Genomic DNA, 16,499 nt, shown 5'->3' with positions numbered 1-16,499 from the left:
CTCCCTTGTGCGGACGAGGCGGACGAGCGCCCCGGAACCTATGGGACGCCTATGGCGCGGTCAAGAACTCTGCGGCGCCTGCCCGACGTCACTTCTGCCGAACCGGCGGCCCGGTGAACACCCGGCCAACTCCCGCCGTACCGGGGGTTCTTTCCGGATGACCGAGCGGGACGGCCCTTACGGTCGCGGCTTCGCCAGGGCCGCGCGCAGTTTCGGGGTGAGCCAGTTCTCCACGTAGCGGTTGAGGAGCCAGGCCAGCAGCAGCATCGTCGCGACGGTCAGCGGGAGGGTGCCGTACGACGGGATGTGCAGGGTGCGGTGGTAGGCCTTGATGACGACCCAGCCCAGGTGCTCGTGGACCAGGTAGAAGGGGTACGTCAGGGCGCCCGCGACGGTGAGCCAGCGCCAGTTCGCCCAGTTCAGGTAGCCGAGGGCGATCGCGCCGACGGCGAGGTAGCCGAGGGTGACGACCAGGATGATGCCGAACGAGGTGCGGTAGGAGAAGAACTCCGGGTTCGGCGCGTGCCACAGGCGGTCCACCGCGTAGTGCTGGCCGATCAGCCAGCTCACGCCCACGATGCCCCAGGCGTACGTGTCACGCCGGTTGCGGTGGAGGAGGTAGAGGCCGACACCGCCGATGAAGAACGGGGCGTACTCCGGCATCAGGACGGTGTTCAGGAGCGGTTCGTTCGCCGTCTGGGCTATCGCCGCCGCCAGGGTCCAGCCCGCGCAGAAGAGGATGACGCGCTGACGGTTGGCGCCCGGCAGGACGATGAAGAGCGCGAAGAGGGCGTAGAACCGGACCTCCGCCCACAGGGTCCAGCAGACTCCCAGCACCCGGTCGACACCCAGCGGCTGCTGGAGCATCGTCAGGTTCAGCAGGGCGTCGCTCGGCCCGACCGTCTTGTACGCGACCACCGGCAGCGCGAACACGGCCGTCACGATGATCACCGCGGCCCAGTAGGCGGGCAGCAGCCGGGACGCCCGGGACGCGAAGAACGACCGGAGCGGCCGGCCCCAGCCACTCATGCAGATCACGAAGCCACTGATCACGAAGAAGATCTGGACGCCGAGACAGCCGTACGCGAAGTACGAGTGCAGGCTCGGGAACTGGTGGCTGGGAGAACTGCCCCAGGCCTGCGTGACCTCGCCGTCACGGCCCCCGTAGTGGTACGCCGCCACCATCAGCGCGGCGATCAGCCGCAGCCCGTCCAGGGCGCGCAGACGGGACTCCCGGGGCTTCGCGCGCGACGGCGGGCGGGAGGACGTCTCGGGCGCCGGCAGGACGGCGCGGATCGCCGGACCCTCGGACGACACGCGCGTGTCCTGGGGGGTGTTGGTCACGGAATTCCTCTTCGCGGGCGGTTCATGCTGACGGGTTACACACAGCACGCTAGTCCGATTCAAAGGAAGCATCCGATCGAGCAAGTGACGATTCCCCGTACGGACGCCATGAGTTCACCCTGGCGTCGTTTTCGGTTCCGTATTTCCCCGGCGTCCCCCCATTCGCCGGCAAAGGGTGGACCGGCGAAGAGCCGGGCGCCGGCGGCGGCCGGCGGATCACGAGGGGCGGTGAATACGGAACGGGCGTGGGGGCCGGTTCATGGTGAACCGGCCCCCACGCCCGCGGGAACCTCCGGGTGGGACGTCGCTCAGCGCCGTACGGCCCGGCGCAGACTGCGCGCCCGGCGCGCGACACGGCGGACCGTGGCGTTGCGCGGCAGGAACGCCAGCTGGGCCGGGACCGCGCCGGGCAGCGCCAGCGAGGTGAGGCGCTTGCGCTTGAAGTACCGCCAGGTGTGGTTGTTCAGGTGCTGCGTCAGATAGCGCTCGGCGGCGGGGCGCAGGTCCGGCAGGATCTTCGGCTGCATCGCGTAGCCCACGGCCCGTACGAGCCCGCTCAGGGCCTCCGTGGTCATGCCCACGCGCTGTTCGGCGACCGCCGCCTTGTCGGTCAGCTCCGGCAGCAGGGCGTCCACGATCGTGACCGGGACGCGGTTGCTGTTCTCGTACGGCACCAGACGGTCCAGCAGCGTGTCGGTGCCGATGCGGGCGACGGGCAGGCCGTAGAGCGCGGACGCGGTGAGCAGCGCGGTGGAGAAGCAGCCGACGACGAGCGCGGGACGCATGCGCTGGTACAGCACCTCGGCGAGGACAGGGGTGTCGAGCACCGTCAGCTCGACGTCGAGCTTGCCGGCCTCCTTCTCCAGGACGCGCGACCAGCGGGCCGGGGCCGTCGGGTGCGGCTTGAACACGACCCGGCTGTGGCCGAGCGCGACGGCGCCCCTGAGCATCCGTACGTGCAGGTCCTCCTCCTGCTCGGCGGTGAGGATGCCGAGCGCGGAGAGGTACTGGCCGAGCAGCAGCGCGGGCTCGTCGACCGACGGCAGTTCGTCGCCGGTGTCGACGAGTTCGGCGAGCACCTTCGAGAACGCGTCCGTCGGCACGATCTCCGGTTCGACGTCGAACTCGGTCAGCAGCAGCGGCGTCAGACCGGGGACCAGGTCGAGATGGAGCAGGCGGGTCACCCGGGTGCCGACCAGCGGGTCGATCTTGTTGCGGGTGGGGCCGTAGCTCATCAGGCCGTCCGCGTACACGGTGACGGGCGCGCCGGTGAAGATCTGGGCGACGCCGAGCGCGGGGTTGACCTGGATCGACTCGACGGCCAGCTCGATGTCGTCGTCGCCGAGGTTCCAGGCCAGCCGCAGATGCCGCTCCCACAGGGGCGTGTCGTCGGGGCGCGGGGCCCAGCCCCCGGGGTGGAACGGCGTGATCGTCTCGTTCCACGACACGATGTCGTCGAAGCGGCCGCGCAGCCGGCCGAAGCCGGGCATCTCGTCCACGGAGGGCGTCGTCTCGGGCGTCGCCGCGTTGTTGGAGACGAGCAGGATGCGCCGGTCGGCGGGGCCGAAGCAGTCGGCGTCCAGGGCCGCCGCGAGCGTCGCGGTCCCGTACAGCGTGGACGCCATGAAGATCTGGGTCGTCACGCCGCCACCCCAGCGCCCGCCGTGGGACGACGGCGCAGCCGGCGCAGCCGGGTCGCCCGCTCGATGTCCATCGAGTCGAGTGCCTCGTCGAGCACGTCCTGGGGCATGCGCTGCAACGCCGCCGCACTCATCGACTTCAGTTTCCGCGCCACGGGTGGCTCGAACCTTTCCATGGATCCCAGGTGGTGGGAAATGATCGCGCAGTACGTGCGCACGGCCTTGGGAAGCAGCTTCGACGCGTCGGGATCCTCGGCGGTCTCCGCGACGACCTGATCGAACGCGCGGATGAAGTCGAGCTGGCGGACGTCCCCGATCTGGGTGAGGGAGGAGGCGACACCACGCCGGTAGAACACGCCCAGCAGGCTCACCGCGGCGAAGGACTCGGCCTCACGGTGCAGCTTCCAGATCCACGGACGGTCCTCGGCCGTCCGCAGTCCGTGGGTGAAGTGCAGCAGTCCGCGGTCGACCAGACGGCGGTGGTAGATGCCCGCCCAGGCGTACGCGTAGTCGACGGAGGTGGACCGGTCGGAGGGGAGTATGGCGTCCCGGGGGTTCATCACGACGCCCCGGCGGCCGTGCGGTACCCGGTGGATGGTGCGGGCCCGCGCGGTGCACTGGACATGGTCCGTACGGACGAAGTCGCAGCCCAGATCCTCGATCGCGGTGACGAGTTGCTCGTAGTAGCCGGGGGCGAGCCAGTCGTCCCCGTCGAGGAACGTGAGGTATTCACCACGCGCGGCGTCGATGCCGGTGTTGCGCGCGGTCGCCAGCCCTCCGTTCTTCTCATGTCTGACATGCACCGCGCCCGGGAGCTCGCGCTCCGCGCGCGCGAGAATCTCTGGTGTCTCGTCGCTCGAACAGTCGTCGACGAGAATGAATTCGAAGTCCTCGCGCACGTTCGCACGCAGGCTCTTCAGGGTGTCGGGTGCGTATTGCTGCACGTTGTAGAACGGCACGATGACGGAGAGCTTGACCACCCACGTGACGTTAGGGGGCGGTCCGGCATTCGTCTTGTCCGTTGGTGAGATGTCAGGTGAACGACGCGTGGCGAAGCAGTGAACCAGGCTGATTTCTCGATGGTTCGCGGCCTGATTCGCCATTCGTCGATGTTCTGTTAACCGTTTGTTGCATTCAGGTTGGGCCGCTACTCGGAATGGCTTCCTAGCGTCTTGGACGTGCCAGCAAGTACCAGGAAGTCCCTGCGGGTCGCCGTTCTCGCGGATTCCGACACACGGTGGAAATGGGGTTCGCTCACCGCGAACCGCATTTTGCCTACCGAAACGTCCAATGCAGACATTCGGGAATCGGACATCCGCCTCGACGGCTATCTCCTGCGTGGCCGTGCCACCCCCACCGCCCGCCAGCTCGAAGAAGTCGGCGTCCGCGCGGATTCCCTCCGCGAAGTGACCGCCGTCGAATTCCTGCGCGCCATGGAGCGGGAGCGGTACGACGTCCTGGTCCTCGCCCTCGTCGGCGGCGCCGTCCAGGCGGTCCTGCACGGCCTGGCCCACCTCTGGGACGGACGCGCGGAGCGGCCCGTGGTCGTCACCGGCTATGTCGGTGTCGTCTACGAGAAGCTCGCCGACGGTCTGCTGCTGCGGCACGGCGCGGACCTGGTCCTCGCCAACTCGCGCCAGGACGCGGACCGCTTCCGGGACGTGTACGAGGGAGTGGGCGCCGACGCCTCGTCCGTGACGGAGGTGGCGCTGCCCTTCCTCGGCGGGGCCGCCTACCGCAAGAACGACCCGTACACGGTCGTCTTCGCCGCCCAGCCCTCCGTACCGGAGAGCCGCAAGGACCGCACCTACCTGCTGGACCGGCTGATCGCCCACGCCCGTCTGCACCCCGACCGCGAGGTGCTGCTGAAGCTGCGCTCCAAGCCGGGCGAGCACACCACACACATCGAGGAGCTGCCCTACCAGAAGCTGGCGCAGAAGACCGATCTGCCCGCCAACTTCCGCCTGGTGTACGGACACATGGGCGAGGTGCTCGACCGTACCGACCTGCTGGTCACCATCAGCTCCACGGCGGCCCTGGAGTCCCTGCACCGCCGTATCCCCACCGTCGTCCTCAGCGACCTCGGGGTGCGCGAGTCGCTCGGCAACCACCACTTCGTGGGCTCCGGCTGCCTCGCCTCCTGGGACCAGCTCGACGCGGGGCACCAGCCGGCGCCCGATCCGGCGTGGGTGTCCCGGCAGGGCGTGGCCGCCGACGGCTCCTACGAGACGGCCTTCGACGAGGCGCGCACCCGCATCGCCGAACTGCTCGCCGGCCCCGGCCTGCCGCCCCTCACCCCCTACTACACACCCGTCACCGCGCCCGGATACCTCCCCGGGATCCTCGCCCGCCACCACCTGGCCCCGGACGGCAGCCCACTGCCCGGCGCCCCCACGGCCGACAAGGAGCCCAGCCCCGTACGACAGATCGTGCGCCGGGCGGCCCGCGGTGCCTACCGCCACGGAGTGCAGCGCGTGGCTCCGGTGATCCGGCGGATGGGAGAGCTGTGAACGCCGCCGATCCCTCCAGCCTTCCTCGTCAAGGAGAACAGCGCATGACCAACTCGGAAGCGAGCCGACCGGCGCCGGTGCGCCGCGTGCTCGCGGTGATCCCCGCGCGCGGCGGCTCCAAGGGCGTCCCCGCGAAGAACCTCCTCCCGGTCGGCGGCATACCGCTGGTGGCCCGCGCGGTGCGCGAGTGCCGCGCCGCCCGCCTGGTGACGGACGTCGTCGTCTCCACCGACGACCAGGCCATCGCGGCCGCCGCCCGCCAGGCCGGCGCCGAGGTCGTGCTGCGGCCCGCCGCCATCGCCGGTGACACCGCCACCTCCGAGGCCGCCGTCCTGCACGCCATGGACGCCCACGAGGCGCTGCACGGCTCCCCGGTCGACGTGGTGCTGCTCGTGCAGTGCACCAGCCCGTTCATCGTCCGTGAGGACGTGGACGGCGTCGTGAACGCGATCGTCGCGAACCGCGCGGACACGGCACTGACCGTGGCACCCTTCCACGGCTTCGTGTGGCGCGACGGCGACGACGAGCCCACCGTCCCGGTGGCCGTCGAGGCCGGGCGTGCCGCCGTCGCGGGCGGCACCGACACCCTGGTCACGGGCACCGGCACCAGCGGCGGCTACGGCGTCAACCACGACAAGTCCTTCCGCCCGCGCCGCCAGGACCGCCCCCAGGACCTCCTGGAGACCGGTGCCGTGTACGCCATGGAGGCGGACGGCTTCCGCGTCGCGAAGCACCGTTTCTTCGGCCGCACCGAGCTCGTGCGCACCGACCCGGCCCGCGTGCTGGAGATCGACGACCCGCACGACCTCGCCCGCGCCCGGGCCCTCGCGCCGCTCTTCGACGCGAACCGGCCCGGCACTCTCCCGACCGCCGCCGACATCGACGCGGTCGTCCTCGACTTCGACGGCACCCAGACCGACGACAGGGTGCTGATCGACTCCGACGGACGGGAGTTCGTCTCCGTGCACCGCGGGGACGGACTCGGTATCGCCGCCCTCCGCAGGAGCGGACTGTCGATGCTGATCCTGTCCACGGAACAGAACCCGGTCGTCGCCGCCCGGGCCCGGAAGCTCAAGATCCCGGTCCTGCACGGCATCGACCGGAAAGACCTCGCGCTGAAGCAGTGGTGCGAGGAGCAGGGCATCGCGCCTGAGCGCGTGCTCTACGTCGGCAACGACGTCAACGACCTCCCGTGCTTCGCCCTCGTGGGCTGGCCCGTGGCGGTCGCGAGCGCCCACGACGTCGTGCGCGGCGCCGCACGCGCGGTCACCACCGTCCCCGGCGGCGACGGCGCGATCCGAGAGATCGCCAGCTGGATCCTCGGCCCTTCTCTCGACTCCCTCGACAAGTAAGGAACTTCTCCACCATGAGCACCAACTCCCGTCTGCGTCAGTTCGGTTCGAAGACCGCCGGTCCCGGCCACCCCGTCTACGTCGTGGGTGAGATCGGCATCAACCACAACGGTGAGCTGGAGAACGCCTTCAAGCTCATCGACGCGGCCGCCGAGGCCGGCTGCGACGCCGTCAAGTTCCAGAAGCGCACCCCGGAGATCTGCACCCCGCGCGACCAGTGGGACATCGAGCGCGACACCCCCTGGGGCCGGATGACCTACATCGACTACCGCCACCGCGTGGAGTTCGGTGAGGACGAGTACCGCCAGATCGACGAGTACGCCAAGAGCAAGAACATCGACTGGTTCGCCTCCCCGTGGGACACCGAGGCCGTCGCGTTCCTGGAGAAGTTCGACGTCCCGGCCCACAAGGTCGCCTCCGCCTCGCTGACCGACGACGAGCTGCTCCGCGCCCTGCGCGACACCGGCCGCACCGTCATCCTCTCCACCGGCATGTCGACGCCGAAGCAGATCCGTCACGCGGTCGAGGTCCTCGGCTCGGACAACATCCTGATGTGCCACGCCACGTCGACCTACCCGGCGCAGGCCGAGGAGCTCAACCTGCGCGTCATCAACACCCTCCAGGCCGAGTACCCGAACGTCCCGATCGGCTACTCCGGTCACGAGACGGGCCTGCAGACCACGCTCGCCGCGGTCGCCCTCGGCGCCACCTTCGTCGAGCGTCACATCACCCTGGACCGCGCGATGTGGGGCTCCGACCAGGCCGCCTCCGTCGAGCCGCAGGGCCTCACCCGCCTCGTCCGCGACATCCGCACCATCGAGGCCTCCCTCGGTGACGGCGTCAAGAAGGTCTACGAGTCGGAGCTCGGCCCGATGAAGAAGCTGCGCCGCGTCACCGGCGTCGTCGCCGAGTCGGAGATCGCCGCCGCCGCGGGCGAGCCGGTCGCGGTCTGAACGCCCTGATTTCCTTACGACGGGACGGTCGTACGCCGATGAGCCCCCGCGCCGGAACCCCCGGCCCCCACACGCTGGCCTTCGTCGAGAGCCCGGTGCAGCTCCTGAACGTGCTGGAGTGGGCGCATGTCCACGCCCCGCACGCGACGGAGGCCGGCGACCGGGCACCCGGCGCGGGATCGGACGGTGCCTCCGTCCGGCCGGCCGGCGCGGGGCTCACCCTCGTCGTCCTCTCGCCCAACGACCCCATGACCCGCGGCCAGTTGCGTCGCATGGCCGAACTGGCCCGCGACGAGGGTTACGAGGTCCGCTGGGAGGAGGCGCGCGGTGGCACCACGGCCCCCTTCCACACGATCGGGGGCCTGGCCCCGCTGCTGCGCAGGGCCCACCGCATCGTCATGGGGGACCCGTTCTCCCGTTACGTGCAGCTCCTGCTGACGATCACGAAGGCACGTGACCTGGTGGTCGTGGACGACGGCACGGCGACGATGGAGTTCGTCGCCCAGCTGGCCCGCGGTGAACGTCTGGTGCGCTGGCACCGGCGCGGGGGCCGTCCCGGCCCCCGTGACGTGCTGTTCGCCCCGATCTCGTCGGCGGCCCGCCGCCGGCTCACCCCGACCGAGGAGCGGCGGGTGGAGGTCTTCTCCTCCATGCCGATCGACTCGGCGCCGGACGGCGTCACCATCACCGCCAACGACTTCTCCTGGACCCGCGCCCGCTTCGGGCCACCCCGGATCACCAAGGGCGCCGACCTGGTCGGCACCTCCCTGGTCGAGACAGGTGTGGTGGACCCGGACCGCTATCTGGAGGCGGTCCGCTCCCTCGCCCGGACACACGGCGCCACCCGCTACTTCGCCCACCGCCGCGAGAGCAGCGACAAGCTCCACCGGCTGGCCGTCGAGACGGGGCTGGAGATCGTCCGCCCCGACCTCCCCCTCGAACTCATCGCCCGTCGCGGGCCCATCGGCCGCACGATCCTGAGCTTCCCCTCGACCGTCGTGCACACGCTGCCGCTGGCGCTGGTGGGGACCGACGTGCGGGTCGCCGTCTGCGACATCGACCCGGCCTGGCTGACGGAGACGGCTTCTCCACGCGCCCAGGGGTTCCTGTCGGGGGTCACCGGCACGGCACGGGACGTGCACCGGCTGCCCTCCGTCGCGACGGCGTAGGGAACCGGCGGAGCGCGCCCTCCCGCGACACCCGGGGGACGGCGACGACCGCCGTTCACCGACGCTCGGCCACTCCCAGCGGAGACCCGCCGGATTTTCGCCCCGCCCAGACTTTGGGCGGGGCGTTCGGCGTCGGCGGTCACGGCAGACGGGACGAGGGGCACTTTCGGCCACAACCTCGGCGATACCGGGACGGTGAATCCCACAAGCGCCGCATTCGGGACGGCACGCACCGCCTCACAGGTTTTCCCGAACTTCTCCACACCTACTGCACCGAACAGACACGGGCTGTTCGCGATTCGTCCATTGAGCGCGCGTTGGGCCGACACGATCCGGCCATTGAATCTCCCCGCACGGCACCAATCGGTCGCCGCATGCCTGTTCCGTTGACGTAGTGGGGGGACCACACGTGGCGTCCGCACATGTGGAGTCCGACAGACCGGATTCCGACAGACCCGCGCCCAGGAGGCCGGCCGCCGCCCGTGGGCTCGGTGACCGGATCTTCCGGTACCAGCTGACGGCGAGCGGCGTCGTCGTCCTCGCCATCATGGCGGGAGTCGGCCTCTTCCTGCTGCTGAGGGCCGGTCAGGCACTCAGGGCCACCGGCTTCTCCTTCCTCACCACCGCCCAATGGCAGCCCGACGTCCACCACTTCGGCATCGCCGCCGTACTCACCGGCACCCTGCTGATCGCCGGCGTCGCGGTGACGCTCTCCGTGCCGCTGGCCGTGGGAACCGCGCTCTTCATCTCCGACGTGGCCCCGCGCGGGCTGCGCCGCACGCTGGTGACGATGGTCGACCTGATGGCGGCCGTACCGTCGGTGGTCTACGGACTGTGGGGCCTGTTCTTCCTCCAGCAGCACGTGATCGGGCTGTCGCGCTGGCTGTCCAGCTGGCTCGGCTGGATACCGCTGTTCACCGTGGACGGCGCCCAGCCGGGCGAACCGCTCGCCTCCGACAGCGTCTACACCGCCTCCACCTTCGTCGCCGGGATCGTCGTCGCGCTGATGGTCGCGCCGATCCAGTGCTCGGTGATGCGCGAGGTCTTCGCGCAGGCCCCGGCGGGCGAACGCGAGGGCGCCTACGCGCTCGGCGCCACCCGCTGGGGGATGATCCGCGCGGTCGTCCTGCCCTACGGCAAGGCCGGCATCATCGGCGGCACCATGCTGGGCCTCGGCCGGGCACTCGGCGAGACGATCGCGGTCTACCTGATCATCTCGCCGGTCTTCACCATCCAGCCGCACATCCTGCAGACCGGCTCGAACTCGGTCTCCTCGCTGATCGCCCTGCATTACGGCGACGCCTCCACCTTCGGCATGTCGGCGCTCATGGCAGCGGGCCTGGCGCTGTTCCTGCTCACCCTGGCGGTCAACTTCACCGCCTCCTCGGTCGTGGCCCGCTCCCGGTCCGGCGCACAGAGCGAGGCATGAGATGACCGTCGTGGAACAGACTCCCGTCCCGGCCGGCCCCCGTCCGGCCACCGCCCCTCCTGCCACGGCCCCTCCGGCCGCCACACCTCCGGCCGCCACACCTCCGGCCGCCACACCTCCGGCCGCCACACCTCCGGCCGCCACACCTCCGGCCCCCGCGCCGGAGCCCGCGCTGCCCCCCGACCGCCCGCGCCGTACCGGCGGCGTCAGCCGCTCGGGCGTGCTGTCGCTCACCGGCGCCGCGGCCTCCGGACTATGCGTGACGATCCTTCTGTACGGCGAACTCGCCCCGTTCTCCGGTGCGTTGGGTTTCACCCTGACCGCCTACCTGCTCTTCCTCACGCTCTACGCGGTACTGACGGGATTCGAGGAGGACCGTCAGGCCGTACGCGACCGGGTCATGACCGTCGTGCTGTGGACCGCGGCCACGCTGCTGTTCTCGGCGCTCGTCCTCGTCGTCGGCTTCACCGCCTGGCGCGGCCGGGAGGCGCTGCCGCACGGCAACTTCTTCACCCAGGACATGCAGGCGGCGGGTCCGCTCGACCCGCTGACGAACGGCGGCATCGCCCACGCGATGGTCGGCACCCTCGTCATGACCGCCATCGCGCTCGCGATCACGATCCCGCTGGGCCTGGCCTGCGCGGTCTACCTGAACCAGATCCCGGGCCGCTTCTCCCGCTTCGTGCGCACCATCGTCGAGGCGATGACGGCACTGCCCTCGATCGTCGCCGGCCTGATGGTCTACGCCGTCTGGATCCTCGGCCTCGGCATGCAGAAGTCGGGCCTCGCGGCGGGCTTCGCGATCAGCGTGATGATGCTGCCGATCGTGATCCGCGCCGCGGACGTGGTGCTCCGGCTGGTGCCGGGCACCCTGACCGAGGCGGCCGAGGCGCTCGGCGCGCCGCGCTGGCGCACCGTCTTGCACGTCGTCCTGCCCACCGCCCGGTCCGGGCTCGCCACCGCCGTCATCCTCGGCACCGCGCGCGGCATCGGCGAGACCTCTCCCGTCCTGCTGACCGCCGGATTCACGGCGGCGCTCAACACCGATCCCACCAGCGGGCCGATGGTGTCCCTGCCGCTGGCCGTCTTCAACTTCGTCAAGTCGCCCCAGCCGACCATGATCGCCCGCGGCTTCGGCGCCGCGGCCGTGCTCATGGCCCTGGTCCTGGTGCTCTTCGTGATCGCCCGCGTGATCGGCGGCCGCGGCCCCGGTCACCAGACCAAGCGGCAGGCCCGCCGCACCGCCCGCGCCTCACGGCGCGACCTGGCGCGCTTCGACGAGGCGCACGCCCCCGGCCTCTCCCTGTTCGCTCCCGGGGCCCCGGCCGAATCGCCCGCTGAATCCCCTGCCGAATCCCCGGCCGGGTCCCCCGCCGAAGCGTCCGCCACAGCCGCCCCGACCGCCTCCGGAGAGAACGACTGATGCGCAGCCACCTCACCACCGCCTGCCGGCGCCTGCGCGCGCTGGGGACCCTGGGCGCCCTGTTCGCCGTGATCGCCGGGCTGCTGGCCGGGCCCGCGGCGGCACCCGCCGCGGCCGAGAGCTACACCCCGGTCGCCGGAGCCGGCTCCACCTGGGCCGAGAACGCCATCGACCAGTGGCGCAAGGCCGTCAACCAGTACGGCATGCGGATCAGCTTCGCCGGCACCGGCTCCTCCGACGGCCGCCGCCAGTTCCTCAGCAACACCGTCGACTTCGCGGTCTCGGACATCCCCTTCCAGACCCATCCGACCGACGGCTCGGCCGCCGAACGCCCCTCGGCCGGCAGCTACGCCTACATGCCCATCGTGGCCGGCGGCACCGCGTTCATGTACCACCTGACGGTCAACGGCAAGAGGGTCACCAACCTCCGTCTCTCCGGCGACGTCGTCACCAAGATCTTCACCGGTGTCGTCAAGTCCTGGGACGACCCGTTGATCAAGGCCGACAACCCCGGCCTCCAACTGCCGCACCGCCCCGTCGTGCCGGTCGTCCGCTCCGACGGCTCCGGCTCCACCGCCCAGTTCACGATGTGGATGGCCAACCAGCACAAGTCGCTGTGGCAGGCGTACTGCGGCAAGGTCGGCCGCTCCGGCGCCTGCGGGCAGACCTCGTACTACCCGACCGTGCCCGGCATGATCGCCCAGTCCGGCGACCCGGGCGTGGCGGGCTACGTCGCCCAGAACTACGGCGAGGGCGCCATCGGCTACGTCAACTACTCGTACGCCATCAACGAGGGCTATCCGGTCGCCAAGGTCCTCAACCACGCCGGCTACTACACCGAGCCGACCCCGAAGAACGTCGCCGTCTCGCTCCTCAAGGCGAGGATCAACACGAACAAGAGCTCCGCCGACTACCTCACCCAGCAGCTCGACGGCGTCTACAACGACTCCGACCGGCGCAACTACCCGCTCTCCAGCTACTCGTACATGATCCTGCCGCTGCGGGTGCAGGGCATCTTCACCGAGGCCAAGGGCAAGACGCTCGGCGCGTTCTCGTACTACTTCATGTGCCAGGGCCAGCAGCAGATGCCCAAGCTCGGCTACTCGCCGCTGCCCATCAACCTGGTGAAGGCGGGCTTCGACCAGATCCGCCGGATCCCGGGCGTGCAGGCCAAGAACATCAACATCAAGGGCTGCAACAACCCGACCTTCTCCTCCGACGGCCACAACAAGCTCGCCGAGACCGCCCCCTACCCGGCCGCCTGCGACAAGAAGGGCGCCCCGGCCTGCAATACCGGCAGCGGCGGCGCCAAGTCGGGCGGAGGCTCGGGTGGTTCGGGATCGACGGGCGGCAGCGGTACCGGCGGCACCTCCGGCGGTTCCGCGAACGGCGGTACCGGCGGGGGAAGTTCCGGCGGTGACGGCGGTACGGGCGGCACCGGAGGAGCCGGCGGCTCGGGCGGCTCGACGGGCGGCAGCGCCCAGCCCGTCGTGGACCCCGACACCGGGCAGACCCTGGCACCCGGCACCAGCGGCGGATCGGGCACCGGCGGCGGCACCGCCGTGGACGGCACCATCGCCCTCGCCCAGCCGATCGCCGTGGCCGGACACAGCGGCTGGACCGGCACCCAGACCCTGATGCTCCTCGCCGCGGCCCTGGTGCTCGGGCTGCTGCTCCTGCCGTCCCTCGTCTCACGGAAGATGGCCGGGCGCGCCGGCGGTACGAGCGGCCGCAAGGGCGACGCGGAGAACCTCACGGACGGGGGCGCGCGATGAAGCGCCTGCGCAACCTGCTGACGCGGTTCGTCGCCGGCGCGGCCGTGGGCGCCCTCGCCGGCCTCGCCGTCGCCCAGACCGCACCGGCCGCCACCGCCGCGAGCGCGGCCGCCTCCGCCGTCACCGTCTCCGGCCGCGGCGAGTTCAAGGACATGAGGTTCACGGTCAGCCAGACCGAGCACCTCACCAGCCAGGCGGTCACCGTCTCCTGGACCGGCGGCGCCCCGACCGCCCTGGCGGGCACGCTGTTCAACACCGACTTCGTGCAGATCATGCAGTGCTGGGGCGACGACGACGGCAGCGTCCCGGGCAACCCGGGCCCGTCGCGCACCCAGTGCCAGTACGGCGCCTCCCCGACCACCGACCGGGGCAACTGGCCGGGCAACGAGTACGACGACACCCGCAAGGTCTTCTACAGCGCCGACCCCACCAACTACGGCCAGGACGACCGCTACGGCGCCGGCGGCGTCTCCGGACAGGGCGAGGTGCCCTTCAAGTCCGTCGACGGCACACTGATCACCTCCGGCACCCAGAACAACGCCCTGTACAGCCGCAACACCACCAACGAGGTCGACTTCGCCCGCACCGGCGCCGACGGCAAGGGCCAGGAGTTCTTCGAGGTGCAGACCGCCAACGAGGCCCCGCACCTGGGCTGCGGCGTCCCGGTCACGGCGGACGGCCGCACGACCCCGCGCTCCTGCTGGCTGGTGATCGTCCCGCAGGGCCACCTCGACCTCGACGGCAAGCCGTACGCCGACACCAGCCAGGTCAACGCCGGCTCCCCGGTCTCCTCCACCAACTGGAAGAACCGCGTCGCCGTCAAGCTCGACTTCAACTCGGTCGGCACCAACTGCGCCCTCGGCTCCGACGAACGCGCCACCACCGGCAGTGAACTCGTCGCCGACGCCATGAACAGCTGGCAGGCGGCCCTCTGCCCGAGCGGCAAGGTGTTCGGCTACACCGAGCTCGGCGAGCCCGACACCCGCGCCCGCCTCGCCGGCGACGGCTCCTCCGGGCTCGCCTTCACCACCCGCGCCCTCGGCGCCGACCCCGGCACGACCGCCCCGACGGACAGCACCGTCTACGCGCCCACCGCGCTCTCGGGCACCGTCATCGGCTTCACCATCGAACGCAGACCCAAGGCCGGAGCCTCCGAGCCGATCCGCAGACTCGCCGGGACCAAGGTCGACTCCATCGACCTCACGCCCCGGCTGGTCGCCAAGCTGCTCACCGAGTCCTACCGCAACTCCCCCTGGGGAGCGGTCCTCGGCTCCACCGTCGCCAAGGGCTACGGCTGGGCGAAGAACAACCCGGCCGGCCTGGCCAGCGACCCCGAGTTCCTCGCGCTCAACCCCGAGTTCGCGGAGCTGTCCGTCCCCGAGACCCCGGCCACCGACACCGACCTGCTCACCTCGCTCGGCCGTACCGACTCGGCCCGCGCCGTCTGGCAGTGGATCACCTCCGACAAGGAGGCCCGCGGCTTCCTCGCGGGCGTGTCCGACGACTGGGGCATGCGCGTCAACCCGTACTTCAGCACCAACGTGGACCTCAACCCGAGCGGCTTCGCCTTCGACCCGGCGGCCACCGACACCTATCCCAAGAGCGACCCCTGGTGCACGGTCCCGCCGAACTCCGGCGCCACCGAGAACAACAAGCAGTGCATGATCGACTTCCACCCGTACGTGACGGACATGCACTCCGGCGCCCTGCACACCCGGCGCGCCGACAGCCTGTGGAAGGCCACGTGGGACCCGCTGGCCAGCCCTCCCGCCTACAAGAGCCCCGGCCCGCAGACGGTGGGCTCCCGGTTCGTGATCACCGTCACGGACGCGGCCTCCGCCGTCCGCTACGGCCTGCAGACCGCTCGGCTGCGCAACACGGCCGGCACGTTCGTCGCACCCACGACCGGGTCCCTCACCGCCGCCGCGTCCTCCGCGTCCGGAGCCCACGCGGCCGAGATCAACCCCGCCAAGGCCACCGCCAAGGGCGCCTACCCGCTCGCGCAACTCGTCTACGCGGCACTGCGCCCGGCCAAGCTCGACGCGGCGGCCCGCAAGGCCTACGCGGCACTGCTGACGTACGCGGCCGGCACAGGGCAGGTCCCCGGCGCGGACCCGGGACTGCTCCCGGCCGGGTACGCCCCGCTGTCGAAGGCACAGCGCACGAAGGCGGCCCACGCCGCCGACGCCCTCGTCCACTACACCGGGCCGTCCGCCCCCGGCGGCGGGTCCTCCGGGTCCTCCGGGGCCTCCGGCGGTTCGAGCGGCGGTACCGGCGGCACCGGGGGCACGGACGACTCCGGTGGCACCACGGGCGGCGACGGCACCGGCACCACGCCCGACACCGGCGGTACGGCGTCGGGCGGCGGGAGCGCGAGCCCCACACCCAGCGGCGCGCCCTCGTACGACGGTGGCAAGGCCGTCGAGACCACGGCCCAGGGCACCACACCGGCCGACCCCGCCAACTCGCTGCGCTACGCCGTCCCGGTCGGCGCCGCACTCGGTGCCGTGGCCGGTCTCGGCGCGCCCTTCGCGGGCGGCGGCAGGCTCCGCTTCCCGCTGCGCGTGCCGCTGCCCGGCGGCCGCGCCCTGACGATCCCCGCCCCGGTCCTCCCGGAACGGCTGCGCGCGCTGCTGCCCCCGAGACGGGACTGAAGCCCGTGCCCCACCGACCCGCGGCCGCCGCTCCCGACCAGCGGAGCCGGGCCTCCCGAGCGGGGGCCCACGGACGAGGAGCGCGGTCCGGCGGGCCGCAGAGCCCGGCCGATCGGGCCGCGCCCCTGGAGGGCGGAGCCGGACCCCCGTAGCCCCGCGCCCCCGGACGAGGGGGCCGGGCCCGCCGGGCCACGGCCTGCGAGCGGGGGAGTCCGGGCCCGTCGGCCGGGGTCCCCGCACCGCGGGGCCG

11 protein-coding genes are annotated in these 16,499 nt (G+C 71.4%); 8 read left to right on the top strand and 3 right to left on the bottom strand.

Translation table 11 applies throughout. From position 1 onward, the window contains the following. Positions 1–177: 177 nt before the first annotated feature. The 3 genes from GFH48_RS16315 to GFH48_RS16305 form a co-directional block, all read right to left on the bottom strand. A complete protein-coding gene (locus GFH48_RS16315; RefSeq protein ID WP_381921469.1) occupies positions 178–1,344 on the bottom strand; it encodes an acyltransferase family protein in 1,167 nt (388 codons plus the stop codon). Between the two features lie 308 nt (positions 1,345–1,652). Beyond that, positions 1,653–2,987 carry a polysialyltransferase family glycosyltransferase gene (locus GFH48_RS16310; RefSeq protein WP_153288981.1) on the bottom strand — a complete coding sequence of 445 codons (1,335 nt, stop codon included), beginning with the start codon at positions 2,985–2,987 and terminating at the stop codon, positions 1,653–1,655. Next, positions 2,984–3,964 (bottom strand): glycosyltransferase family 2 protein, encoded by a 981-nt coding sequence (locus GFH48_RS16305; RefSeq protein ID WP_153288980.1) that lies wholly within the window; start codon positions 3,962–3,964, stop codon positions 2,984–2,986. The genes GFH48_RS16310 and GFH48_RS16305 overlap by 4 nt, the downstream gene beginning before the upstream one ends. 198 nt (positions 3,965–4,162) lie before the next feature. Between GFH48_RS16305 and GFH48_RS16300 the strand changes: the two genes are divergently transcribed. The 8 genes from GFH48_RS16300 to GFH48_RS16265 all read left to right on the top strand — a co-directional run bounded on the left by GFH48_RS16300 (position 4,163) and on the right by GFH48_RS16265 (position 16,249). After that, positions 4,163–5,494, top strand: coding sequence for a DUF6716 putative glycosyltransferase (locus GFH48_RS16300; protein WP_153288979.1), 1,332 nt, complete (start codon positions 4,163–4,165; stop codon positions 5,492–5,494). Between the two features lie 44 nt (positions 5,495–5,538). Then, the gene (locus GFH48_RS16295; protein ID WP_153288978.1) at positions 5,539–6,846 is read left to right on the top strand and encodes an N-acylneuraminate cytidylyltransferase; all 1,308 of its coding nucleotides are present in this window, start codon (positions 5,539–5,541) and stop codon (positions 6,844–6,846) included. 14 nt (positions 6,847–6,860) lie between these two features. Further along, the gene (locus tag GFH48_RS16290; RefSeq protein ID WP_153288977.1) at positions 6,861–7,799 is read left to right on the top strand and encodes an N-acetylneuraminate synthase family protein; all 939 of its coding nucleotides are present in this window, start codon (positions 6,861–6,863) and stop codon (positions 7,797–7,799) included. Positions 7,800–7,837: 38 nt separating this feature from the next. Further along, positions 7,838–8,968, top strand: a complete 1,131-nt coding sequence (locus tag GFH48_RS16285) for a hypothetical protein (protein ID WP_153288976.1) — start codon at positions 7,838–7,840, stop codon at positions 8,966–8,968. A 409-nt stretch (positions 8,969–9,377) separates the two neighbouring features. Then, entirely contained in the window at positions 9,378–10,397 is a 1,020-nt protein-coding gene (gene pstC / locus GFH48_RS16280; RefSeq protein ID WP_228120620.1) for a phosphate ABC transporter permease subunit PstC, read from the top strand. A 259-nt stretch (positions 10,398–10,656) separates the two neighbouring features. Continuing rightward, positions 10,657–11,820 carry a phosphate ABC transporter permease PstA gene (pstA, locus tag GFH48_RS16275; RefSeq protein WP_228120619.1) on the top strand — a complete coding sequence of 388 codons (1,164 nt, stop codon included), beginning with the start codon at positions 10,657–10,659 and terminating at the stop codon, positions 11,818–11,820. Beyond that, complete coding sequence (locus GFH48_RS16270) at positions 11,820–13,595, top strand: substrate-binding domain-containing protein (RefSeq protein ID WP_153288974.1); 1,776 nt, start codon at positions 11,820–11,822, stop codon at positions 13,593–13,595. Before pstA ends, GFH48_RS16270 begins: the two co-directional genes overlap by 1 nt. Next, entirely contained in the window at positions 13,592–16,249 is a 2,658-nt protein-coding gene (locus GFH48_RS16265; protein ID WP_153288973.1) for a hypothetical protein, read from the top strand. The genes GFH48_RS16270 and GFH48_RS16265 overlap by 4 nt, the downstream gene beginning before the upstream one ends. The last annotated feature ends 250 nt before the right edge of the window (positions 16,250–16,499 follow it).

It is taken from the genome of Streptomyces fagopyri, assembly GCF_009498275.1.
Classification (GTDB): Bacteria; Actinomycetota; Actinomycetes; order Streptomycetales; family Streptomycetaceae; genus Streptomyces; species Streptomyces fagopyri.
Note: the sequence above shows the minus strand (reverse complement) of the source record. Positions and strands in the feature narration are given on the sequence as shown.